The organism is Paraprevotella xylaniphila YIT 11841 (assembly GCF_900683745.1).
GTDB classification, from domain to species: domain Bacteria; phylum Bacteroidota; class Bacteroidia; order Bacteroidales; family Bacteroidaceae; genus Paraprevotella; species Paraprevotella xylaniphila.
The window spans coordinates 561,536-585,324 of sequence record NZ_LR215980.1; the positions used below are offsets into that span (position 1 = coordinate 561,536).

The 23,789-nt window shown below is 49.7% G+C and carries 20 protein-coding genes; 13 read left to right on the forward strand and 7 right to left on the reverse strand.

From position 1 onward, the window contains the following. Positions 1–70: 70 nt before the first annotated feature. Complete coding sequence (locus E0E47_RS02245; protein ID WP_008624107.1) at positions 71–2,086, reverse strand: DUF2264 domain-containing protein; 2,016 nt, start codon at positions 2,084–2,086, stop codon at positions 71–73. 344 nt (positions 2,087–2,430) lie between these two features. Here E0E47_RS02245 and E0E47_RS02255 point away from each other — a divergent pair, with 344 nt between their 5' ends. Genes E0E47_RS02255 through E0E47_RS02265 form a run of 3 tightly spaced genes read left to right on the forward strand, consistent with a single transcriptional unit; the run spans position 2,431 to position 4,882 of the window. Further along, positions 2,431–3,729 (forward strand): phenylacetate--CoA ligase family protein, encoded by a 1,299-nt coding sequence (locus E0E47_RS02255; protein ID WP_172604743.1) that lies wholly within the window; start codon positions 2,431–2,433, stop codon positions 3,727–3,729. 11 nt (positions 3,730–3,740) lie between these two features. Continuing rightward, on the forward strand, positions 3,741–4,169 hold the full coding sequence (locus E0E47_RS02260) for an amino acid-binding protein (protein WP_172604634.1): 429 nt from the start codon (positions 3,741–3,743) through the stop codon (positions 4,167–4,169). A gap of 14 nt (positions 4,170–4,183) precedes the next feature. Further along, entirely contained in the window at positions 4,184–4,882 is a 699-nt protein-coding gene (locus tag E0E47_RS02265; protein ID WP_130892757.1) for a hypothetical protein, read from the forward strand. 44 nt (positions 4,883–4,926) lie between these two features. On the opposite strand, the gene E0E47_RS02270 is transcribed toward E0E47_RS02265, so the two are convergent. After that, entirely contained in the window at positions 4,927–5,193 is a 267-nt protein-coding gene (locus tag E0E47_RS02270) for a hypothetical protein (RefSeq protein ID WP_008624103.1), read from the reverse strand. 780 nt (positions 5,194–5,973) lie between these two features. Between E0E47_RS02270 and E0E47_RS02275 the strand changes: the two genes are divergently transcribed. The 10 genes from E0E47_RS02275 to E0E47_RS02320 are packed head-to-tail and all read left to right on the forward strand — an operon-like array spanning position 5,974 to position 15,767. Further along, positions 5,974–7,110: a hypothetical protein gene (locus E0E47_RS02275; protein WP_008624094.1), complete on the forward strand. Its 1,137-nt coding sequence runs from the start codon at positions 5,974–5,976 to the stop codon at positions 7,108–7,110. A 10-nt stretch (positions 7,111–7,120) separates the two neighbouring features. Then, on the forward strand, positions 7,121–8,341 hold the full coding sequence (locus E0E47_RS02280; protein WP_008624091.1) for a beta-ketoacyl-[acyl-carrier-protein] synthase family protein: 1,221 nt from the start codon (positions 7,121–7,123) through the stop codon (positions 8,339–8,341). Positions 8,342–8,365: 24 nt separating this feature from the next. Then, positions 8,366–8,614, forward strand: a complete 249-nt coding sequence (locus tag E0E47_RS02285; protein WP_008624090.1) for an acyl carrier protein — start codon at positions 8,366–8,368, stop codon at positions 8,612–8,614. Then, positions 8,611–9,033 (forward strand): hotdog family protein, encoded by a 423-nt coding sequence (locus E0E47_RS02290; RefSeq protein WP_130892758.1) that lies wholly within the window; start codon positions 8,611–8,613, stop codon positions 9,031–9,033. The genes E0E47_RS02285 and E0E47_RS02290 overlap by 4 nt, the downstream gene beginning before the upstream one ends. Next, positions 9,017–9,385 (forward strand): ApeI family dehydratase, encoded by a 369-nt coding sequence (locus E0E47_RS02295; RefSeq protein ID WP_130892759.1) that lies wholly within the window; start codon positions 9,017–9,019, stop codon positions 9,383–9,385. Before E0E47_RS02290 ends, E0E47_RS02295 begins: the two co-directional genes overlap by 17 nt. Positions 9,386–9,392: 7 nt before the next feature. Then, positions 9,393–10,886: a phytoene desaturase family protein gene (locus tag E0E47_RS02300; protein ID WP_130892760.1), complete on the forward strand. Its 1,494-nt coding sequence runs from the start codon at positions 9,393–9,395 to the stop codon at positions 10,884–10,886. Then, entirely contained in the window at positions 10,883–11,611 is a 729-nt protein-coding gene (gene flxB, locus E0E47_RS02305; RefSeq protein WP_008624081.1) for a flexirubin biosynthesis SDR family reductase FlxB, read from the forward strand. The genes E0E47_RS02300 and flxB overlap by 4 nt, the downstream gene beginning before the upstream one ends. 18 nt (positions 11,612–11,629) lie before the next feature. Then, on the forward strand, positions 11,630–12,073 hold the full coding sequence (locus E0E47_RS02310) for an acyl-CoA thioesterase (protein ID WP_130892761.1): 444 nt from the start codon (positions 11,630–11,632) through the stop codon (positions 12,071–12,073). An 18-nt stretch (positions 12,074–12,091) separates the two neighbouring features. After that, on the forward strand, positions 12,092–13,153 hold the full coding sequence (locus E0E47_RS02315) for a lysylphosphatidylglycerol synthase transmembrane domain-containing protein (RefSeq protein WP_130892762.1): 1,062 nt from the start codon (positions 12,092–12,094) through the stop codon (positions 13,151–13,153). Between the two features lie 55 nt (positions 13,154–13,208). Next, positions 13,209–15,767, forward strand: coding sequence for a DUF5686 family protein (locus E0E47_RS02320; RefSeq protein WP_130892763.1), 2,559 nt, complete (start codon positions 13,209–13,211; stop codon positions 15,765–15,767). Positions 15,768–15,861: 94 nt separating this feature from the next. Here E0E47_RS02320 and E0E47_RS02325 read toward each other — a convergent pair whose 3' ends face one another. From E0E47_RS02325 to E0E47_RS02345, 5 genes are all read right to left on the reverse strand, one after another. Beyond that, positions 15,862–16,557 (reverse strand): CDP-alcohol phosphatidyltransferase family protein, encoded by a 696-nt coding sequence (locus tag E0E47_RS02325; protein ID WP_130892764.1) that lies wholly within the window; start codon positions 16,555–16,557, stop codon positions 15,862–15,864. 94 nt (positions 16,558–16,651) lie between these two features. Then, positions 16,652–19,384: a hypothetical protein gene (locus E0E47_RS02330; protein WP_232038303.1), complete on the reverse strand. Its 2,733-nt coding sequence runs from the start codon at positions 19,382–19,384 to the stop codon at positions 16,652–16,654. Between the two features lie 189 nt (positions 19,385–19,573). Further along, a complete protein-coding gene (gene rpiB, locus E0E47_RS02335; protein WP_172604744.1) occupies positions 19,574–20,008 on the reverse strand; it encodes a ribose 5-phosphate isomerase B in 435 nt (144 codons plus the stop codon). A gap of 8 nt (positions 20,009–20,016) precedes the next feature. Then, positions 20,017–22,032 carry a transketolase family protein gene (locus E0E47_RS02340; protein ID WP_008624065.1) on the reverse strand — a complete coding sequence of 672 codons (2,016 nt, stop codon included), beginning with the start codon at positions 22,030–22,032 and terminating at the stop codon, positions 20,017–20,019. A 96-nt stretch (positions 22,033–22,128) separates the two neighbouring features. Next, positions 22,129–23,727: a xylulokinase gene (locus E0E47_RS02345; protein WP_130892767.1), complete on the reverse strand. Its 1,599-nt coding sequence runs from the start codon at positions 23,725–23,727 to the stop codon at positions 22,129–22,131. Positions 23,728–23,789 lie beyond the last annotated feature (62 nt).

Here is a 23,789-nt window from a genome sequence, read left to right on the forward strand (position 1 = left end):
AAAAAATCCCGGTCGAAACTGGTTTGGAGCCGACCGGGAAATGCTTTTGCCCTTATCTTTTGGGGATGTATTAGAAAGATACCCGTTTTACACTTTTATCAGCAAATGTGATGTCTACGGCATTCAGGTCTTCAGATACCTTTATGTCCTTTACGGGGGACAGTTCTTTCTTCGTGAATCCTTTTTTGCCTTTCTTCCAAAGCATCAAGGTGACGAATATCTTTTCTTTTTCCACGTTGCTTTCAGCCATGATGAGTCCGCATTTGTGGCTCACCGGATGTAGGCCTTCCGGATAGCTAGCTGTAACTGTTTCCCATCCTTGGAGCGGAATCAAAGCCAGATGGTAAGCCCCGTTGTGCAGTATTACGGCATCTTTTACTTTGGAAGACTTCTCTTCCTCGACGGGACTGCCGTTGATTTCCGGCAAGGTGTAATGTCCCAAACGGACTTTTGTGGCTGCCGGAGTGACGACCTTGTCTACCCGCAAGACACCGTTAGGCAGGGGGATATCCGCCAGTTTGTACCGGATGTCATGGTTGGTTTCCAATTCGGCATCGCGTCGGTAGATGCCGTCGTCAAAACTTTGGAACGTGTAGAGACGGAGTACCTCCCATTGGTTCTTGCCGTTCAGGGTGGCGTAGTTCATGGAAACCTCTCCGTTCGTCCCGTCGGCCATCCAAGGGAATTCCGTGTGGTAAGCCAACTTGTTGTAGTTTTCTGAACTGCGGAACTTTTGCCAGTCGTTGGCTACCGTTTCATGGCACCACGAACGCATTTCCGCCCCTCCGCAATTCGGGTAGTCGGTGATGAGCAGGTTCGTGGCGGGTTGGAATTTGTTGTACACATGGTCTTTTTTGAATTCCTTTTCCCAAGGGCCGTTATTTTCCACAGCGGTCCAGAACGGATTGTCGGCAGGGAGGAGCAGGCTCAGGAACGCCTTTCCGCACCAATATACGCTGCCTCGGCAACTGTAAATCTGCACGGCCGGTGCAAAGGTGCCGTAGAAACCCAACGTCGGCACGTTGTCTTCTAAGAAATCGGGGTTTTGCAAAAATTGCAGCAGGGTGGAGGACGCGATGCGGCGCATCCATCCGTAATTGATGGCCGGGTCTTTTTCATATCCTAATAACGCGAGCGGTACGACGGCACCGAAGCGGTAAGGGATGCTCCGTCCCCACATGTTCATCTTGCCATCGGCACTGAACATATAAGGATAATTGTCCACCAAGTCATGTTGGTTTTTCATGAACTGCGCGGCATATTCCGGATAGAAGTTCCCGTACATTTGTGCCCAAATGGGGCCGTACATCTGGAATGCCCACATGCTGTAATAGTCGTATGCCGGCGCATCGTTATACCAACCTTCCCCACGATAGAGCTTGAGGATCTTTTCCAAGTTTTCTTTCATGCGTTGGTCGTTGACGGCATAACCTTGTTCCTTGAAGAAACTGATGACGAAAACGTTGAAGAACATCCAGTTCGACCCTATGGTCGGGCCGTTGCCGTAACTAAGCATCGTGGCGGCCAGTTGGTCTTTCTGTTCTTGTGTGAGAGGTTCCCACAGTATGTCCTTGGCCACAGATAATGAAATGGCTAAGGCTCCGAATTCCACCAGTATCTGGCTCGGCCCTCCTTTACGGTGGGGAATGAAGCTCGGACTGTCCGGATTGATGAGGTTCAGGAGTTGGTGGCGGTAGTAGTCAGCCACTTTTATCCCGTTCAAGGTAAGTTCCGGTTTTTCCCGGAGCAAGGGAGCGGCTACAAACAGCGTGCGGCAGAATCCTTCCAGTTTGGCCGTTGGCACTTGTCCTTCATTATTAGGATAAGCCTTGTCGAGCTGTTTGGGGAAATACATCGGGTCGTCCAATGTGCGGATGTAAGTGAAAGCCCCGCTTAGCAAGTATTCAGCGGCATCCAACCAGCTTTGGCGGGTCATGCCGGTGTAAGGGCTAAGTTTGTAGTCGGGGTTGGGAATGGTAAACGTTTGCTCAATGGCATGTGTCGGAGTAGCGACCTGCCCCATGGTGTTGAACGGCCCTGCCAATGCAGCAGCCAGAATCACGGTTTTTAAATACTGCTTTTTCATTCAGGTTTTGTTTGATTGGTTTTTCTGTCCGGCCAAAGGTACAAAAAACTTTGCTTTTGATTCCCATGAAGATTGAAAATGTTTCTTGAAAAGATAAAATATGTTATATAACATGTTTTTTGGAACAGGAAATTTGCAGAACCGCCAAAAGGTTGTAACTTTGTACTGTGTTTTTCATAGTATTAGATTTAAGGTTAACAAAGGTTGGGCTCAGCGGAGCCCTTTTTTTATGTCCTGTCGGGAGGAAGACGTATATACAGCAGTGAAAAAACATAAGGAAATGCCCTCGTTTTGCGATAGTTTTTTATAACTTTGTCCCCGTCATGATTAAAACACAAATGAAAATGTATTTGCATGAAGAATTAGAAACTTTGACGCGGACAGAAATTGAGGCGTTGCAATTCGAGCGTTTGCTCCGTACGGTCCGTCGTTGTATGAAATCTCCTTTTTACCAGAAACGGTTTGCCGAGGCTCATCTGTCTCCTGAAGACATACGTTCGTTGGATGACTTGCGTAAGATTCCTTTTACTACGAAACAGGATTTGCGCGATAATTACCCCTTCGGGTTTGCCGCCGTTCCAATGAGCGAAGTGGTGCGCCTGCATTCTTCCAGTGGCACGACGGGCACCCCTACGGTCATCCTGCACACGCAGAAGGATTTGGACGAGTGGGCCAATGCCGTGGCGCGTTGCTTGTATATGGTCGGCCTGAGGCGGGGCGATGTCTTTCAGAACTCGTCGGGGTACGGCATGTTTACGGGCGGATTGGGCTTCCAATACGGTGCCGAACGTCTCGGCATGCTGACGGTGCCGGCGGCTGCGGGCAATACCAAGCGGCAGATTAAGTTCATTACGGATTTCGGTACGACGGCCTTGCATGCCATTCCCAGTTACGCTAGCCGTATCCATGAGGTGATGGAGGATATGGGGATAGACCCTGTGCGCGACACGAAGCTCCGTACTTTGGTCATCGGGGCTGAGCCGCATTCGGAGGAACAGAGACGTAAAATTGAGAAGATGTTGGGCGTGAAGGCTTACAACTCATTCGGTATGTCCGAGATGTGCGGGCCAGGTGTGGCCTTCGAGTGTACGGAGCAGAACGGGATGCATATTTGGGAAGATTATTATATCGTGGAGATCGTAGATCCGCAGACGTTGGAACCCGTGCCCGACGGCGAGGTGGGTGAGTTGGTACTGACGACTATCAACCGTGAGGCCATGCCGTTGTTACGCTACCGCACTCGCGATTTGACCCGTATTTTGCCGGACGACTGCCCGTGCGGACGCCACCACAAGCGGCTCGACCGCATGAAGGGGCGGAGCGACGACATGATGATTCTGAAAGGAGTCAACATCTTCCCCATCCAGATTGAAACGGTATTGATGCAGTTTGAAGAACTTGGGACGGACTATTTGATAACCCTGACCAACGAGGAGGCCAACGACTTGATGACGGTGGAAGTGGAGCTGAAGGATTTCAGTGACGACTATCCGCGCCTGCAGGCGTTGACCCGTGAAATCACGCGGCAACTGAAGGATGAGATCCTTTTGACCCCTATGGTGAGATTGGTGCCTAAGGGGAGTTTGCCCCAACAGGAAGGAAAGGCCGTAAGGGTAAGGGATTTACGAAGGACGTTGATTTAAAAATAAAAAATATGACAGTACATCAAATATCTATTTTTGTAGAAAACAAGTCGGGTACATTGTTGCGCGTGTTGGACTTGTTCAAAGAAGCCGGTGTCCAGTTGATTGCTTCTACCATATCCGACACCGTGGAATACGGTATCTACCGTATTATTTGTTCTGAACCTGCGAGGGCGTGCGAAGTGTTGCGGGCAGCAGGCATTTCGGCCAGTATGTCGGAAGTATTTGCCATTACGTTGGACAACTGTCCAGGGCGTGCGGCCGATGCCGTACGCGTGATTACGGATGAGGGGATAGGTATATCCTATCTTTATTCTTTCCTTTTGAGCGGAAAGGGTATTTTGGTTTTCCGCACGGATGATGCCGCGCGGACGGAAGAAATCATCCAGAAGTACCAGTTGGGAGTGCTTGATGATGAGGCTTTGGTGGCGTTGGTTTGATAAGTAGAGGCAATATGAAAAATGTGAAATGTCTGTTGGTTGCCGGATTGATTCTGTTTGTGGGCAATACTTCAGCTGAATCAAGAAGGCAAAAGGTCGGTATATTCGGTACGGAGGTACAATTCACCCCTTTCGGGCACGATGATGATGATTACAGTCTTAATAGCTTGAAGTTCCGTTATTTTATGACAGACAAGGATGCTTTACGTTTGAAAATAGGTTTTGGTGTTGAGTCTTTAAAATACGAGGATGATGAATTTGGTGGTAATCTTGAGAAAGGCCGGTTAGGAGACCTAAGCGTGGATTTAGGATATGAACGTCATTTTAAGGTAGCTAAGCGGTTGTCTCTGTATGCAGGTGTACAGGTCGGGGTATATAAACATTTTGCTTCAGCCAAGGTGGAGTATACAGAAGATTTGGGAAATGGAAGCCATACCTATCAGGTTGTTTATAAGAATTGTGTGCCAACATCTGAAGGAAACGTGGGAGAACGAGCTCATGTAGGTGTGGCTGCAAGCGTATTTACAGGTTTGGACTTTTACGTATATAAGGGGTTGTATCTTGGTACGGAGGTAGGCATCTATGCCATGTCGACCAAAACAAACCAAACTGAACTTAAATATTCAGACAAGGTGATAAAAGGCACTGATACTTACCGTGCTGTCATCTGTAATGCAATTAAGCCAATGGTACGGTTGGGGTGGACTTTCTGAGGGGCTTATTATCTCCGTTTCGGTAGGTCTTTTCGATAAGGGACTTATAACCAGTGGTTCCGCGCAATGCGGTACATGCGTTGCCGGTTAGGGACGGTTTGCATGCTTTCGTCTACCATGCAAAGGTCGGATAGGGCGTATGTGTCTTCCGCCTCATCAGTGCGTACCGCATCGGTGAGGCGGAAGATGTGGTTTCGTGCATCCACGATTTTGATGCCCTCTTGGCTGTATATAGGGTCAGCCACCCGTTTGATTTCGTCGGCTACGAAACGGTAAAGTGCCTCTACGAATTCGTTGATTTCTTCTTGCATAGTCGTATGGGATAATGTGTGTATGTGTTTTTTTAGGATGTTTTCTTTCACAATACAAAAGTAGTGTTTTCTGTGGAATTAATGCCGTGGAAAGACTGCCAAAATGGCAGAAAAAGAGTTTTTCCTTGAAGTATTCAAGCGAATGAAAGAAGCAGAAAAGAGTGTGTAAATGCAAATAAATGTATATTTATATGAATAAAGAAGGGAAAATAGGGTAAAATGAAGGTTTAATCTCAGCCGAACGAAAAATGTTTTGCAGCCAAATGATTTTTTATTCTCCGCATAAAAAAACGAAATGTTCCTCATGTTACCCTTAAAATCGGCTTTTCGGAGAAAAATACGTATAGTTAGAGACCGTTTTTTCATTTTTTAGAGCTGTTTTCGTGTACAAGATTTGACGAACGCAACGATAGGATAAAGTCTGAAAAGATAACGAAAAAAGCTTTTCCATCAGCAGGTAGGACACGACAGGCTTTCACCGTGCTAGCAAAAAGACGGGAACACCTTGCACTTTGTTTTTGGGTCGTTTTCTGTGGGTGGATTATTTTGCATCCTTGCCGGAAGCAGCTCGAAATGAGCGATTCTCGGAGGTTGCAGACTGCCATTTTGGCATACTTTTATTTCTTTTCAGGCCAAAGGCCGTTTTGTCGTAACTTGGGCTTATCGGATGTCTTTTGTCGTAACAGTGTTCTTAAAATCCCTACTTTTGTTCTATATGGTGGTTTTGAATTTTTCCGACCTTGTTGAAAGGGAAAAATATTCATAAATTTGTGCCCTGTCATGAGGAAAGTAAATGTAAAGGAAGTAAAAACGAAGCGAGAAATGGATGATTTCGTGAGGCTGACGGAAAGGTTATATGCCGGCTGCCCTTATTATGTCCCCGATATGGATACGGATATCCGTGATACATTCGACCTCCGTAAAAATGCAGGGTTGGACTTTTCGGAAATCCAGCCTTTCATTGCATACGATGAAAACGGGAATGTGGTGGGGCGCATAGCCGGCATTGTCAACCACCGTGCCAATGAAAAATGGCACACGAAGAATGTCCGCTTCGGTTTTATCGAGTTCATTGACGACAAGGACGTGTCTGCGGCTTTGTTGGAGGCAGTGGAGCATTGGGGCCGCGAACGGGGGATGGATTGTATCCAAGGGCCTATGGGGATATTCGATTTCGACAAGGAAGGGATGCTCGTGGAGGACTTTGACCGTATGGGCTCGATGGTGACGATATACAATCCCCCTTACTATCCGGAACATTTGGAGGCATTGGGGTATGAGAAAGAGGTGGATTGGCTGCAGGTGAGCATTGAGGTGCCAAAGGATGTGCCAGCCAAATATGCCAGGGTGGCGGCACTTTCCAAGGAAATGTTCGGCCTGCATACTCGGAAACTGACTAAGTTTGATATTTCCCGCTGTGGCTATGGCAAAAAGGTATTTGGTTTGCTGAACGAGGCTTATTCCCCATTGTTTGGTTACACGGAAATGTCTGACAGGCAGATAGAAACCTATCTGAAACGTTATCTGCCTTTGTTGGATTTACGGATGCTGTCGGTCGTAGAGGATGAAAAAGGAGAATTGGTGGGAGTGGCCATTACGATGCCTAGCCTGTCGCATGCCTTGCGTAAGTCGAAAGGTCGTTTGTGGCCGTTGGGGTGGTTTTACCTGCTCCGTGCGTTGAAATGGAGGAGGGAAGAGAAAGCCGAGATGTTTTTGGTGGCCGTGCGTCCGGATTACCAAGGTTTGGGAGTCAATGCATTATTTTTCAACGACTTGATTCCAGTGTATAACCGGTTGGGATTCCGATATGCCGAGACCGGCCCGCAGTTGGAAGACAACATGAAGGAACTGAACCAATGGAAGCCCTTGCATCCCACTTTCACCAAACGCAGGAGATGTTACAAGAAGAAATTATAGAAACAGGATTATGGAAAATAGAGTTGTAATAACAGGTATGGGGATATGGTCGTGCCTCGGAAAGACATTGGATGAGGTGCGTGATGCGCTCCATGCCGGAAAAAGCGGCATCGTATTCAGCCGGGAGCGCAAGGATGCGGGTTTCCGTTCCGCTTTGTGTGCTTCTGTGGAACGGCCTGACCTGAAACCCTTTGTGTCTCGGAACTTGCGCCAGTTCATGCCGGAGGAAGCCCAGTATGCTTATATGGCTACGCGTGCAGCCCTTGAGCATGCCCGTTTGGATCAAGATTATATCTACCGGCACGAAGTCGGGATTATTTATGGAAACGACTCCGTGGCCGAAGCCACCATGCGTGCGCTCGACAAGTTCCGTGAGTTCAAGGATACGTCGGCTTGCGGTAGCGGGGCCATTTTCCAGTCGATGAATTCCACCGTGACGATGAATCTGGCTTGCCTGTTCCATTTGCGCGGCATCAACCTGACGGCTTCGGCTGCGTGTGCTTCAAGTTCACATGCCGTGGGGTTGGCCTACCTTTTGGTCCGCAACGGGATGCAGGATTGTGTCGTGTGTGGCGGTGCGCAAGAAGCAAACCTCTATGGTGTGGCGTCTTTCGACGGTATCCAGTCTTTCTCCGTGCGTGAGGAAGAGCCGGAAAAAGCCAGTCGCCCGTTCGACCGCGACCGCGACGGGCTGGTGCCGGGGGGAGGTGCGGCTACAGTGGTGGTCGAGAGCTACGAACATGCCGTAAAGCGCGGCGCGCCTATCTTGGCTGAGATTGTGGGATGGGGATTTTCCGGAAACGGGGACCATATTTCCACACCCAATGTGACAGGGCCGGCGAGGTCGTTGGAGCTATGTCTGCGACATGCCGGTGTGACACCGTCGCAAATCGGTTACATCAACGCGCACGCCACGTCAACCCGCATTGGCGACAGCCGTGAGGCACAGGCTATAGCACAGGTGTTCGGGGACTACAAGGTGCCAGTCACTTCCACCAAGAGCCAGACCGGACACGAAATGTGGATGGCCGGAGCAAGCGAGTTGATTTATTCGATGCTGATGATGAAGAACGGCTTCATTGCCGGCAACATCAACTTCGAGCATCCCGACGAAGATACGGCTTGCCTTAACATCATACCGCAGACACGGGAAGCGCATTTCGACATGTTCCTTTCCAATTCTTTCGGTTTCGGAGGTACGAACTCCACCCTTATTGTAAGAAACATATAATAAACACGATAAAAACAAACAGTTATGACGCGTGAAGACATCGTAGAGAAAGTAAATGCCTTATTGGCAGAAGAGTTTGAAGTAGACGCAGAGGAGTTTGCCCCCGATGCGAACGTAAGGGACACGCTTTCCTTGGACAGCCTCAGCCTGGTGGACCTTGTCGCCATTATCCAACAGACCTACAAGGTGAAAATTCCCGTGGCGGACTTGCGGGAAATCAAGACGTTTGACAACCTTTACGATTACATCGAATCGCACGCCGGGCAAGAATGACAAGTTACGACATTAAAAGCCTGATACCCCAACGTGAGCCGATTTTGCTCGTAGACGCATTGGTCGGCGTGGAGGGCGATGCGGTCCGGACGCGACTTACGGTGCGTCGTGACAATTGTTTTGTGGGCGAAGACGGGCTGTTGGCCGAACCGGGGCTTGTCGAGCATATCGCCCAGTCGGCTTCTGCCTTTGCCGGTTACAAGGCCATGGAGGCTGGGGCTTCGGAACCGCCGGTAGGCTATATCGGCGAAGTGAGGAAGTTTCGGTGTTATCGTTGCCCCCGGGTGGGAGAGGAACTACAGACCACGGTGACTTTCGGCCCGGAAGTGGGCGGTGTGTCCGTACTGACGGGCGAGACCTGCGTAGGGGAAGAAACGGTGGCTTGTACGCAAATGAAGATTTATGTGGCTGAAGGATAAGTATTATAAGGTGTTGGCACGGCATGTTTCGGAAGGCTGTACGGTGTTCCGCATCGCGCTCCTGCCGGATTGCGAGGTCTATCGCGGACATTTTCCGGAGGAACCGGTATGCCCCGGGGCATTCAACATCCAAGTGGTGAAGGAGTGTGCCATGGAAGTGTCCGGCAAGGCTTTGTGTATCCGTACAATCAAGCAATGCCGTCTGACAGCTGTAGTTTCACCCGTCACCTGCACGGAGTTGGACGTGGCGGTGAGCCTCTCTCCCGTGGAAGACGGTTTGGAAGTCACGGCACGGATATCCGGAGGGGAACGGGTGTATATGGAATACAAGGGATTGATGACGGTCATTTGAATGGGCAATGAAGTACGATGTAGTGGTCATAGGCAGTGGATTGGGAGGATTGGAGTGCGCCTATATCCTTTCGCGTGCCGGTTTGAGGGTGCTCGTCCTCGAACAAGGCCGGCAGCCCGGCGGATGCCTCCAGTCTTACCGGAGGCGGGGACTGGCTTACGATACCGGTTTCCATTATGTGGGGGGGCTGGACGAAGGACAACCTCTGCATTCCGTTTTCACTTATTTGGGTTTGACGGGACTTCCTTGGCAACGCCTTGACCATGAGTTCGACAAGGTGACGATAGGACAGCGTACCTTTGCTTTTGCGCAAGGGTATGGAGATTTTGCCGCTACGTTGGCTGCTGAATTTCCTGCCGAACGTCAGGCTTTGGAACGGTATGCCGCCTTATTGAGGCGTACGTCGGAACAGGAATTGGATTTGCTGAACCCACGTGCCGGGGAGACCGTATGGCCTTCACGTCTCGTTGAAACGGGTGCTTGGCAATATTTGAATGAAACATTTCGCAATCCTTTGTTGGTGGACGTGCTTAGTGGGACTTCCTTGAAGATGGAGCTTCGGCGCGATTCGCTTCCGCTTTTCACTTTCCTGCATGGCCAAAGCAGTTTCATTGAAAGCAGTTGGAGGTTGAAGGGTGACGGGGCTTTGATAACGGACCGGTTGGTGAGGGGAGTCGGGCAGCAAGGTGGCCGGGTAGTGTGTGGAGCTGAGGTGGTCGAACTGGTAGAAAAGTGCGGAAGGTTGTCTGCGGCGGTCTGCCGGGACGGTGAAGTGTATGAAGGAGCGGTTTTTATCAGCGACATACATCCGGAGCAGACCTGCAAGTTGGTGAAGAGGAGCGAAAGGATGAAGAATGCTTACCGTCATCGTATGGCCGCGTTGCCGAACACGTTCGGCATGTTCACCGTGTCGCTCCGGATGAAACCTCAGTCATTGGAGTATTTTAATTATAACCGGTACATTTACGGGCATTCCGGTGTTTGGACGTTTTATGAAGACGGCGGGCCTGTATCCGGACTGATGGCTTCTTGCCGTGTGCCCGAAGACGGGAACCGATTTGCCTCACAAGTGGACTTGCTGACTCCTATGACGTGGGAGAAATGTGCGGTCTGGAGCGGAACAGAAGTAGGAAGGCGTGGCGGGGATTATGAGGCCATGAAAGGGCGTGTGGCTGATGAGTGTATCCGGTTGGCGGAACGGGTGATGCCCGGGCTGCGTGGTTGGGTGTCTGAATGCTATACCAGTACCCCGCTAACTTATCGCGATTATACCGGTGCTCCGGAGGGGACGGCCTACGGTTTGCGCAAGGATTATAGGAATCCGTTGGCTGCCTTGCTGTCCGTCCGTACACCAGTGCCGAACCTGTTCCTCACCGGACAGAACCTGATGTTGCACGGGGTGCACGGCGTGACGATGACCGCTCTGTTCACGTGTGCGGAAGTGTTGGGACGTGAGCGGATATGGAATATTGTAACAAATAAGAAAGGAGTGGAAATATGAAATATGCTTTAGTGACAGGGGGCAGCCGGGGAATAGGGCGGGCTGTCTGTGTGAGACTGGCCCGCATGGGCTACCACGTGTTGGTCAACTGCATGAGCCGGACTGACGAGGCGGAGCACACGTTGGAGTTGGTACGTCAAGAGGGGCAGGATGGTGAAGTTCTGAAATTTGACGTGGGAAACCGTGTGCAGGTATCTGCCGTGCTTGAGGCTTGGATGGAGAAGCATCCGGAAGAATACATAGAAGTGTTGGTGAACAATGCGGGGGTGCGCCGTGACAATCTGATGGTGTTCATGCCCGGAGAAGATTGGGACTGTGTGTTGGGTACCGGTTTGGGTGGATTCTACAACGTGACGCAACCTTTGCTGCAACCGATGTTAGTACATAAGTTCGGGCGTATCGTAAACATGGCGAGCGTAAGCGGATTGAAAGGCATGCCGGGGCAGGCGAATTATTCTGCTGCAAAGGGAGGAATCATTGCGGCTACAAAGGCTTTGGCACAGGAAGTGGCACGGAAGAATGTGACGGTGAATGCCGTGGCACCAGGTTTCATCCGGACTGACATGGTGGAAGGGTTGGACGAGGCTGCCCTGAAGAAAACCATTCCGGCGGGCCGTTTCGGGACACCGGAAGAGGTGGCGGGTGCCGTGGGATTTCTCGTTTCTCCGGATGCCGGTTATATTACCGGTGAAGTGATAGCCGTTAACGGAGGTCTTTATACGTAACGGATTGATGGGTTTCTTATGCTGATGGACGGGCTTGAGGATGTTTGCCGCGTAAGGGTGAAGTTCAGTGAAATTGATTCGATGCGGAGGGTCTGGCATGGGGCTTACGTTGCTTATTTTGAGGATGGACGGGAGTCTTTCGGCCGGCATTATCCGGGCATAGGATATGCAGACATGCAGCGGTCCGGTATCTACGCTCCGATTTACGACCTGCACCAGAGGTTCTATGCTCCGTTGGCACTGGACGATGTGGCGGTGGTGCATACACGTTATGTGTACCATCCCGGTGCACGGTTGGATTTCGAGTATAAAGTTTACCGTGAGGCGGACGGGGTCTTGTGTGCGGAAGGAAGTACGGTGCAGTTGTTCATTGATGTGGAAGGTATGCTTATGGTAGACCTGCCCGATTATTATAAGGAATGGCAGGAACGCTATGTGGAACGGGGTGATAACCATCCCTAAAACGAAAAACTGGCAGGTATGAGAAAACGATTGAATAACTTGTTTTTCGGAGTGGGCATGATAGCCGTCATCGTAATGTTTTTCTCTTTCGACGTAAGCCTTGCCGAATTGTGGGAATACATTACAAAGGCCGGTTACTGGTTGGCGGCCATATTGGGGCTGTGGTGTGTGCTTTATCTCATGAACGCATGGGCGTGGAGGGTCATTATCCAGGGAGGAGGGCCTTGCACGGTGGGCTTCATGCAGTTGTTGAAATTGACTGTTTCCGGTTTTGCATTGAACTATGCCACTCCGGTAGGGCTGTTGGGCGGGGAGGCTTACCGTATTATGGAACTTTCAAAATACATCGGTGTGCAACGGGCTACTTCCTCCGTGATACTTTTTGCCATGATGCACATTTTTGCCCATTTCTGGTTTTGGGTGACGGGGGTCGTGGCCTATTGGGTCTTGGCTTTGACAGGGGATGTGCCGATGAATAGCGTAATGGGGATTGTATTGGGGCTCATTACAGCCTTCTGTTGGTGCGGTATCTATCTTTTCATCAAAGGATACAAGAATGGGATGACGGTCAAATTGGTTCGCTTGCTGAGTAAAGTGCCCGGTTTACGGAGTTGGGGAGGACGTTTTATGGAGCACCATTTGGAGGACTTGCAAAAGATAGACCGGCAAATCGCTGAATTACAGAATCAGAACAAACGTTTTTTCTTCGGAAGTTTCGCTTTGGAATATGTCGGGCGCTTTTGCCAGAGCTTTGAGATTTTTTTCATGTTGGTCTTGTTTGGCATCGACGGTGGAGGTGGAGTGAACGGATATACGTTGACGTTTTTCCATTCCTTTCTGATTTTGGCTTTTACTTCGCTCTTTGCCAATGTATTAGGATTCCTTCCGTTGCAGTTAGGAGGGCGCGAGGGGGGCTTTGCCCTGTCCGTGGCCCAAATGGGAATGGGGGGAGGCATCGGTATGTTTGTAAGTATTATCAGCCGGGTGCGGGAATTGTTCTGGGCTTCTGTCGGGCTGTTGCTGATGAAGGTGGGTACCGGAGTGTCTGTGCCGGACGGGAGTGAGGAGCATACCGGATGACCAGGATAGGTATAGTCGGGCAAAGAGATAAGGTTTAAGATAAGGTATTAGGTTTATGGGAAAAAGAATTATTTTCATGTGGCTGTGCCTGACGGTAGGAGTCGGCATGGCATTCGGCCAGCATACGATAGTAAAAGGCATTGTTACCGATTCGGTTACGGGAGAAGCCCTGCCTTCTGTCACGATTGTGTTTAAAGGGACGAATATCGGTACTACGACCGATATCGACGGGCACTTTTCTCTTTCTACCCGTACGCCGGGAAAAGTGTTGGAAGTAGTTTATATGGGGTATGACACCCAACGTCTGAAAGTGGTACCGGGACGAACCAATCATTTTAAGATCCGAATGCGGGAAAGCGAGATTGCTTTACACGAAGTAACGGTAAAGCCGAAAAGGGAGAAGTATAGGAGGAAAGAAAACCCGGCTGTGGCTTTCGTAAAGCAGGTTATTGCACGGAGGGACAGCAACGACCCACGCAACCACGATTACTTCTGTTACGATCAGTATGAAAAGATTGTGATAGCGAAAAACGATTATAAACCGAAACCTAAGAAGGATGGAAAAACAGGGAAATTCGATTTCCTGTCGGAGTTTGTAGATACGTTGGAGGTCGGTACGACAATCCTTCCGATTTCGGAGAAAGAAAAAGTACAGACGGTGTATTACCGTCGCGACCCGAGGGCTGAGAAGACAGTGGTGAAGGGCGACAAGTCGTCCGGAGTAGACGAGGTCTTTTCGCGTGACGGGATACAGCAGTTTCTGGGTGAAGTCTTTCGTGAGGTTGACATTTACCAGAATAACGTGCCTTTGTTCTTGCAACGTTTCGTGAGTCCGCTTTCTTCCATCGGGCCGACTTTTTATAAATATTACCTGCTTGACACGTTGGATGTGGAGGGTGACAGGTGTGCGGACTTGGCTTTCGTTCCTTTTGCGTCCGAGTCGTTTGGGTTTACAGGGCACTTATATGTGACGTTGGACTCCACTTATTTTGTCCGTAAAGCGATACTCAATGTGGCACAGGATATCAATCTGAATTTCATTTCCAGAATGACTATCGCGCAAAACTTCGAACGCGAGCCGGATGGTACCCGTGTCATTACGAAAGATGACATCAGTGTGGATTTTAAGCTGAGTGAGAAGTCGAAAGGCTTTTATGCGAGACGTTTGAATGTATATACCCATCAGTCGTTTGAGGCACCGGAAGGCGGGCAAGAACAAATATTCAAGGAAAGCGCACCGGTTATTACACAAAAAGAGGCTTATAGCCGTACGGAGGATTTTTGGGAAGAAGTTCGTCCGCAAGAAGCAGTCAAGAGAAATCCGAACTCTATGGAGAAGCTGATGGCGAAATTGCGTTCTGTCCCGCTCTTTGCCGTGACGGAGAAAGTGGTTTCTGTCTTGGTGTCGGGCTATGTTCCTACGAGTAAGGTGCCGGATAAGAACAAGTTTGAGTTTGGTCCGATGAATTCCACTATCAATGGTAATGCCATCGAAGGTGCCCGTTTCCGCGTGGGAGGGGCTACGACCCCTCAGTTGAGTAAGAATTGGTTCGTAGAGGGATATGCGGCATACGGAACGAAGGACAACAAGATGAAGTATGATGCCTTGGTGGAATATTCGTTCAACGACCGAAAGACGTACCGTAAGGAATTTCCTATGCACTCGCTCCGTTTTGAATACATGTATGACATCAACAAGTTGGGGCAGCAGTACATGTACACCAGTAAAGATAATGTGCTCTTGGCCATCAAGCGGAAGAAAGACACGCGGGCAACGTATTTGCGTAATGCCGAATTGACGTACAGCCGCGAGCATTATAACGGTATATCGTACAACGCCGTCATTCGTAACTTCCGTGAGTATGCCACGGATTATGCCCGGTTCGACCGTATAGGTGCCGATGGAGCCGTGACGCCTGTGAGAAAGTATGACATGACGGAATTGGAACTGAAATTCCGTTATGGTAAGAATGAGAAGTTTTATCAAACCCATGATGAACGAATACCGATTACGTATGATGCGTTGGTTTTTAATTTGGAACATACCATGTCGAAACAAGGTTTCTTAGGTTCTTCGTATGATTACCAACGTACGGAATTGGGCGTGCAGAAACGTTTGTGGTTTTCGGCTTTCGGTTTTGTGGATGTGATAGGCAAAGCCGGGAAGGTGTGGAACAAAGTGCCTTATCCCTTGTTGATTTTGCCTAATGCCAACCTGACTTATACGATTCAGCCGGAAGCTTATACGAATATGAATGCCATAGAGTTCATTAATGATGAATACATATCGTGGGATGTGACGTATTATATGAATGGGTTGATATTGAACCGCCTTCCTCTCATCAAAAAATTAAAATGGAGGGAAGTGCTTTGCTTCAGGGGGCTGTGGGGGCATTTGACAAATAAGAACAATCCCATGAAAGAGGGCAATGGGTTGTATGTTTTTCCTGCCGGATCGGGCGTGATGGGCCGTGCGCCTTATATGGAAGCCAGTGTAGGCATCGAAAATATATTCAAGTTCATGCGCCTTGATTATGTCTGGCGTTTGAACTATCGCGATAATCCAGGGATACAAAAGCGAGGCGTGCGCTGTACGATGAGCGTGTCGTTTTAGACATCAGGCATCAAGGATGGGAAATGGCAAGTTTTTGCATGTGCAGAAACTTGCCATTTAAGAAATGTGTGTATGTTATTTTCAGTAGTCCTTCTTATTTTTGTTTGCTGTAGGGCTTGAGTGGGTCTTGTTTGGCAAATGCGGCACGGTCTTTCATGAACTGTACCAAGAAGATACAGAAAAGGATAATAGTAATGAGGATGCCCAAAATGTCGAATATTCCCCATTCGATGCCCCGCCAGTCGACATGCCATTCGGACCATGACGTGTACATGTAGAGTATGTTTAAAAGGATAAGCAGCAAACGGAATTCTGTAGGACCGAGTTTGCCGTACGTCAGGCAGAATTCTTCCTTGACGATAGTACATACGTAAGTGTAAATGGAAAGGCTCAAATAGCCTGCCAAGGCAGCCAATGCCACATCCATGCGGAACATTGGAGAAAGTCCGGCACCAAGAAAGATGAGGCAGGTGGTGACGGCATCCAATGTATGGTCGATGAAGAAACCGTATACCGGCCGTTGGGTATTACGGAAACGTGCCAGTGTGCCGTCCAGACTGTCGCCGTACCAATGAAGTACCAACCCGAACGATGAAAGCCACAAATATTTGATGTCTGTATTCGACAGCCATCCCCCTATGGCATAAATTACTGTACCCAATACGCCGATATAAGTCAATGTGTCCGAAGTCATCCATCCGGGTTGTTTTTGGGCTAACCATACCAGTGCTTTCTTCTCGGCTTTGCTGAGAAGGGAAGTTTGAATTCTTTCTGCTGATTCTTTTCCCATTGTTGTATTTTTATCTGTGTAAAAAATATGAATGTCCTACAAAGGTAGGACTTAATTTTAGGGCGGAAGTGTTCTTATATGAGACAGAAATGGTCTATTTGGATGAAAGGGAAAGAGTTGTGGTTACAGGAAGTCCTGTTCGGGTTATTCCTTCCGCCTCTATGGATAAGGTGGTTCTTTTGTTGTTATTGTAAAAACGTAGCTGTGCCTCTCCTTGTGCATTGAACTTCACTTCGGGATTCCAATACAGCGTGCGGCGATAGTCTGCAGTGCCAGGCAGGGGACGCCGGCTATAGTCCGGGTGATAGAAGTCCTTGCACACGGAGTAGCCTCTCACGAGGTAACGGCGGTCACGGAAGGTGTATTGTCGTGCTTCACCCGGGAAAAGGCGGTAGTCTACCACCACGTCGGGTTGGTCTGTACCGCTGTACTTCCAACTGTTTTCCTCGCGGGGGGAATAGTCGGTGTAGATGTAAAGTTTGTCCAGATTGTAGAGCTTGTGGTATTTGCGGCGTACGGCTTCCGTTTGGTTGGTGATGGCCACTCCCACAGGTAATGTCTTGTCCTTGTGGTTGAGCGGCAGGCTGTCGTAACGTTCCTGTATGAAGTAATGGCGGGACTGGTTCATGTCGCCGATGTAGGCTGTGCAGACTTGTTTGGTAAAAGTGCGCCAGTCATACATGCCAGAGTTCAGTCCGTAATCTGCTGCCAGGTTGAACGCCTCGTAGGCATCCACCACGAGCGTGGGTTTCTTCAGGTTGAGTTTGCGCAAACCGCCGCGCTTGTTGCGTACGGTCACGGCAGACATAAGGTGCGTGCCCGAAACCAGACTGTCCGGCAGAAGTGACGTGTTTTCCATGTTTTCGAATACGGCATCATGATAATAGCTGTATGGCTTGGGGAAGACGGGATAGAAGCGGTCTTGCTTCACGTAATAGTCCGGGTAGGCTTCTTCGTCGTGGAACTCCTTGTAATTCCGTTTCTCCTTCCGCTTGCTGAATTTGGTGGAGTCCGTAGCCGTCAGGAAGAGGCTGCAATCACCGTGCAGGATGGGGGAGAGCATGGTGAAACGCCCTCCTTTGGTGTCCTGTGAGGCTTCCACGATGTCAGTGCCTTGGGCGAAAGTGGCTGTCACGGTCACTTCCTTTTTCATCTTGCCGCTGTAAGTCGTGCCGTAAAGGTCGTCCAACGAAAACGGCGTGCCGGCCGTAGTGTAGAGGGGAAGCTCTTTTCCCATCCCCGGGATGTAGATAGTATCGCCATAGTCGGCTTCTGGCAAGAGTGAGTAGGTGGGATGCACGCTGCCTGTCAGGGTTTGCATCCGTTCGGGATAGAAAGACAGGCGGAACGGTTCCACGCCTGCCATCTCGTGCCATTCGTAGCGCCGCCATCCCTGTACGAGCATGAGCAGGTCGAGATTGCGGCGGTGTATACTGTCGTCTGCTTCGAAATAATATCCCGGGTCCTCCACGAAGCCTTTCAGGTCACTGCAAAGCAGCATTTCGGTAAGTATTGTGCCGTTGTCATAGGTTGATTCATCCGTACTGTGGTCACGTACGGAAATGGACAACCGGGCAGAGTCAGGTAGGGAGGCATGGAGTTTCAGACGTATTTCTATAGGCTCGAACGGTGCATATTCTCTTTTTACTCCGTCTACGGTCAGTAATGTACGTGAAGGGGTATGGTGGTTGACGAAGAAAAGGCGTTCGGCCAAGATGTGTCCACGTCCGTCGAAGAGGGTCATTTGGTTCACTCCTTCAGCCAAGCTGTCGGCCGGAATATCTGCTGAGGCTTTTCCTTGACTGTCCAGCCCTAAGGCCAAGAAAGCCTGTGTGGCTCCACCGTGTAGGATTTGTAAGCCGATTTTCTCGTCGGACAGTCCATGACTTTCTATCCGGGTATGGACCAGGCTGTCATTTTGTGTGATGCGCAACGTGCATCCTGTATCCTCAACTTCTGGTAATTCCACTTCATATTCATATTTCCCGTATCGGAATACGGCTTTGTATCTTTCTTCGGCTGAGACTTGGGGGATGTAGAACGTGCCGCGTCCGCGATGGACGGTATGCGTACGTGCAACAATCTGCTCATGACAATCGTATATTGTGAGTTCTGCATCGACATGCTGTCCGTTCTCATCGTTCAGTTCGAAGGCCACGTGTCCGGGTAGTCCGGCCACGAGTGTGCCCCCTTCCGGATAGAATTTCAAGTCCATGTCCGGTTTCCCTTTCCGTGTGCGGAAGTATCGTCGCAGAGGGCGAAGCGTCATGTCTTTTGGGTAAGTGCCGGGAGAGGACGGACGATCGAATACGGGAAACACACGTGAGTAGAGCTTGTCGTAGTCGCGGAAGTAATCTTTTGCCATCTGTTTGTTGTAAAACATCTCTTCTGTGTAGGGGGAGTGAGGATGTTCATAACGGCCGAAGTTCAGCATCCAACGTGTATAGGCGCGTAGTTCGTAATACCCGGCGTACAGGGAATCGGTAAGCAGGAAAGCACCGTGTGCCGTGCCGTCCGGCATTTCCAGTTGCTGGCGTTCCACCAGATAACCGTCCGGCGTGAGTAACTCCACGTATAGGATACGGCTCAAATCCGTGAGGGTTCCTTTGTCGCTGCGGGTTACGTAACCTTTGTACCAAATGGTGTCGCCCACGAAATAGCAAGTATTGTCTATGTGCAGGTACACTTTCTCTTGTGGCAGGGTTTCTCCGAAAAGTTTTACATGGGAGGCTAGGGTGTCTATGCCCGGTACATCAGTTGGGTTTTGTGCCGAGGTGGATGAGCACAGAATGAAGATGGCATTCAGCCAAAGTAGAATTTTTTTCATGATGTATTCTTTTTGGATTTTATCTTGCAAACCCCTTGGTTCAAGCTTATGTGCAAATGTAATGATTTTCCGGTGATTAAGAAAGATAGAACAGGGATTTTCCCGAGTAAATCCCCCATATTAGAAATACAGCCGCAATCCTTTATGAAGGATTGCGGCTGTATGATATGAAAAAAGGAAAGACGCGGATTATTTTACCGGCATTTTGTCTATCCGTTTTTGATGACGACCGCCCTCGAAATCCGTGGCGAAGAATTCGTCCATGATTTTGCGTGCCATTTCCGTATCGATGAAACGTCCCGGCATGACCAACACATTGGCATCGTTGTGCTGACGGCACAAATGGGCGATTTCCGGAATCCAACTCAAGCCTGCGCGTATGCCTTGGTGCTTGTTCAGCGTCATGCTGATACCTTCGCCACTGCCGCATATAGCTATGCCCGGATAGCATTCGCCGTCTTCTACGGCTCGTGCCAAAGGATGGGCATAATCGGCGTAGTCGCAACTGGCTTCGGAATCCGTACCAAAGTCCTTGTAGGCATAGCCTTTTTCGGCCAGGTATTCCTTCACGAATTGCTTGAGTGCATACCCTGCGTGGTCTGAGGCCAGACCGACAGTCTTCACTTCCATCATCAGAGCATTTCTTTGACTTGGTTGTACACGTTCAGTGCCGTGAAGCCAAGTTTCTCATCGAGCACCTTGTAGGGAGCCGAGAAACCGAAGCTTTCCAGGCCGAACACCTTGCCGTTGGCACCTACCAGACCTTGGAGGTTGACGGGCAGACCGGCGGTGAGGCCGAATATCTTGGCACCGGCAGGCAGAATCTCTTCCTGATAGCACGGGCACTGGCTGCGGAACAAGCCTTCTGAGGGGCAGCTCACGATGCGTACTTTCACACCGTCTGCCCGTAACAAGGCTGCACCCGCCACGAGCGTAGATACTTCGGAACCGGAAGCCACGAGGATGACATCCGGATTCTCATCGGAACCGGCTACGATATAAGCACCCTTGGCGGCTTGGCTGTAATCATTTCCTTCCGGCAACATCTCAATGTTTTGGCGGGAAAGGATAAGCGCGGACGGCGTGTCGGTATTCTCCATGGCGAGTTTCCAACATGCTGTAGTCTCTTCTGCGTCAGCAGGACGGAGCACGAGCAAAGAATTCTGGCCATGATGGTTCTTCAGCTTTTCCATCAGGCGGATTTGCGCCTCTTGTTCAACCGGTTCATGGGTCGGGCCGTCTTCGCCTACACGGAATGCGTCGTGTGTCCAAATGAACTTCACTGGTACCTGCATCAAGGCTGCCATACGTACGGCCGGTTTCATGTAATCGGAGAATACGAAGAACGTACCGCACGCAGCGATGACACCGCCGTGGAGCATCATACCGATGCAGCAGCAAGCCATGGTCAACTCGGCTACGCCGGCTTGGAAGAACGCACCGCTGAAATCACCGGAGGTGAAAGCGTGGGTCTTCTTCAGGAAGCCGTCGGTCTTATCGGAATTGGAAAGGTCGGCTGAAGCGCAAATCATGTTGGGCACTTGTTCTGCCAATGCGCCCAGTACGGCAGCAGAGGCGTTACGGGTGGCGTCACCTGCTTTCTGTTTGATGGCAGTCCAGTCCACCTTGGGTGCTGCTCCGCTGAACCATTCGGCCTGTTGTGCGGCCTTTTCGGGATTGGCAGAAGCCCATGCTTTTTCTTCTTCCACGCGAGCGGCTACGATACCTTTCAGTTCTTCGGCACGTTTGGCATAAAGTTCCTTCACGTCGTCGAAAATCACGAACGGATTTTCCGGGTCTGCACCGAGGTTCACCATGGTGTTCTTATAAGCGTCTCCACCGAGAGGGGCACCGTGCGTCTTGCAGTTATGTTCGTAGGAAGAGTTGTCATCCTTACGGGCACCCTTGCCCATGATACACTTACCGATAATCAATGTAGGACGTTGGTTTTCTGCTTTTGCAGCGTTTAACGCCTCGCGAATCTGTTCGCAGTCATTACCGTTGATTTCAATGACGTTCCAGTTCCATGCACGGTATTTCATGGCTGTGTCCTCGGTTGTTACATCCTTGGTCTCGGTAGAAAGTTGGATGTCGTTGGAGTCGTAGAACATGATCAGGTTGTCCAGGCCGAGGCAGCCTGCAATACGTCCGGCACCTTGGGAGATTTCTTCCTGGATGCCCCCGTCGGAAATATATGCGTAGATGGTCTCTTTGGCAAAAGTCGGATTGCCGGTACGTGCGGCCAAGAACTTGGCAGCGATGGCGGCACCTACGGCAAACACGTGCCCCTGTCCCAACGGGCCGGAAGTGTTTTCGATGCCACGCATTACGTCTACTTCGGGATGGCCCGGGGTGGGGGAGCCCCACTGGCGCAACTGTTTCAGCTCGTCCAATGTGAACTTACCGATAAGCGCCAACTGGGAATAGAGCATGGGAGCCATGTGGCCGGGGTCGAGGAAGAAACGGTCTCGTCCTTCCCATTTCGGATTAGCCGGGTCGTATTGCAAAAATTCAGAGTACAATACATTGATGAAATCGGCACCACCCATTGCACCGCCCGGGTGACCGGATTTGGCTTTTTCAACCATGGACGCAGCCAAGATACGGATGTTGTCGGCTGCGTGGTTCATTACTTGTTTGCTATTCATATTCACTAAATTTTAAATTGAATCCATACTTAAACAGTCTTAAAGCCTGTCTTTTGTATTTTATAAGGACAAAGATAATGGTTTTCTTCCGAATATTTATCTTTTGAACCGGACGGCTGCTTCTTCAATGGGCAGTCCGGCCTTATAGTTTTCAATATATTTGTTGAAGCCTTCCACGTCCTCTGCTGTGGGTGAAACCTCTATGCCTGCATCACCGGCAAAGACATGTTCGTCCAAGAAGTCAGCCAGTGATTGTTTCTTTTCGTTGTTTACAAGGTAGGAACCCAATAGGGCGATACCCCATGCACCGCCTTCTCCGGCTGTTTCCATGACAGATATCGGAGAATTTATGGCTGCTGCCAAAACCCGTTGGCCTACTCCCTTGGTACGGAACAAGCCCCCGTGGCCGGTAATCCGGTCCACTCTGATTTTTTCTTCGTTGAAAAGAATATCGTTACCTATTTTAAGAACACCGACAGAAGCATACAAATGTGCTCTCATGAAGTTGGCCAGATTGAACTTGTCATTGGCTGAACGCACGAACAAAGGTCTGCCTTCGGCAAGTCCAGTGACGGGTTCTCCGGAGAAATAATTGTATGATACGAGTCCTCCGCAATCCGCATGACCAGTAAGTGCGTGGTTGTAAAGCTTGCCGTATATGTCGTCCATATCGACGGGCTGGCCCTGAAGTTCTTGGAACTCCTTGAAAAGGTTGACCCATGCGTTGAGGTCGGAAGTACAGTTGTTGCAGTGTACCATGGCGACGAGGCTTCCGTCCGGCGTGGTGACCATGTCTATCATCTCGTAAGGTTTGGACAATTCCTTTTCCAATACGATCATGGAGAACGAAGAAGTTCCGGCCGAAACATTTCCGGTACGTTGTTTGACGGCATTAGTGGCCACCATACCGGTTCCCGCGTCACCCTCTGGGGGACAAAGCGGTATGCCTGCTTTCAAATTGCCGGATACGTCCAGTCTTTTGACCCCTTCAGGAGTAAGGCAACCTGCATTTTCTCCGGCATTCAATACTTTTGGAAGAATGTCTTCCAGTTTCCATGAATATCCTTTGGGGGCAACCAGTTTGTCGAATTTGGCTACCATTTCAGCCGAATAGTTCTTGGTGGCCGGGTCGATGGGAAGCATGCCGGATGCATCGCCAATACCCAATACCTTTTCACCCGTAAGTTGCCAGTGTACGTAACCTGCAAGTGTAGTCAGGAAATCTATCTCGTTGACATGTTTTTCGTTGTTCAGTATGGCCTGATATAAATGAGAGATGCTCCATCTGAGAGGGATGTTGTAGACAAAAAGCTCGGATAGAGCTGCAGCGGCTTGTCCGGTGTTGGTGTTTCTCCAAGTACGGAAAGGAACCAGAATCTCTTCATTCTTATCAAATGCCATGTAGCCGTGCATCATAGCGCTGACACCAATGGCTGCCAAGGTCTCAATCTCTGTGTCATATTGCTTTTTTACATTGGCACGGAGATCGGCATAACAATCTTGCAGTCCATACCATATTTCTTCTATACTGTATGTCCAAAGGCCATCTACCAACTGGTTTTCCCAAGTATGACTTCCTTGGGCGATGGGGTGGTTCTCAGGGTCGATCAGGACCGCCTTGATTCGCGTAGAACCGAATTCTATCCCCAAGATAGCTTTTCCGCTTTCGATGGTTGACTTAGCATCTGTTTTCATATTTAACCCTATAAATTAAAGTATAACAATAATAAATGAATAAATTAAAAGTGCTGCAAACG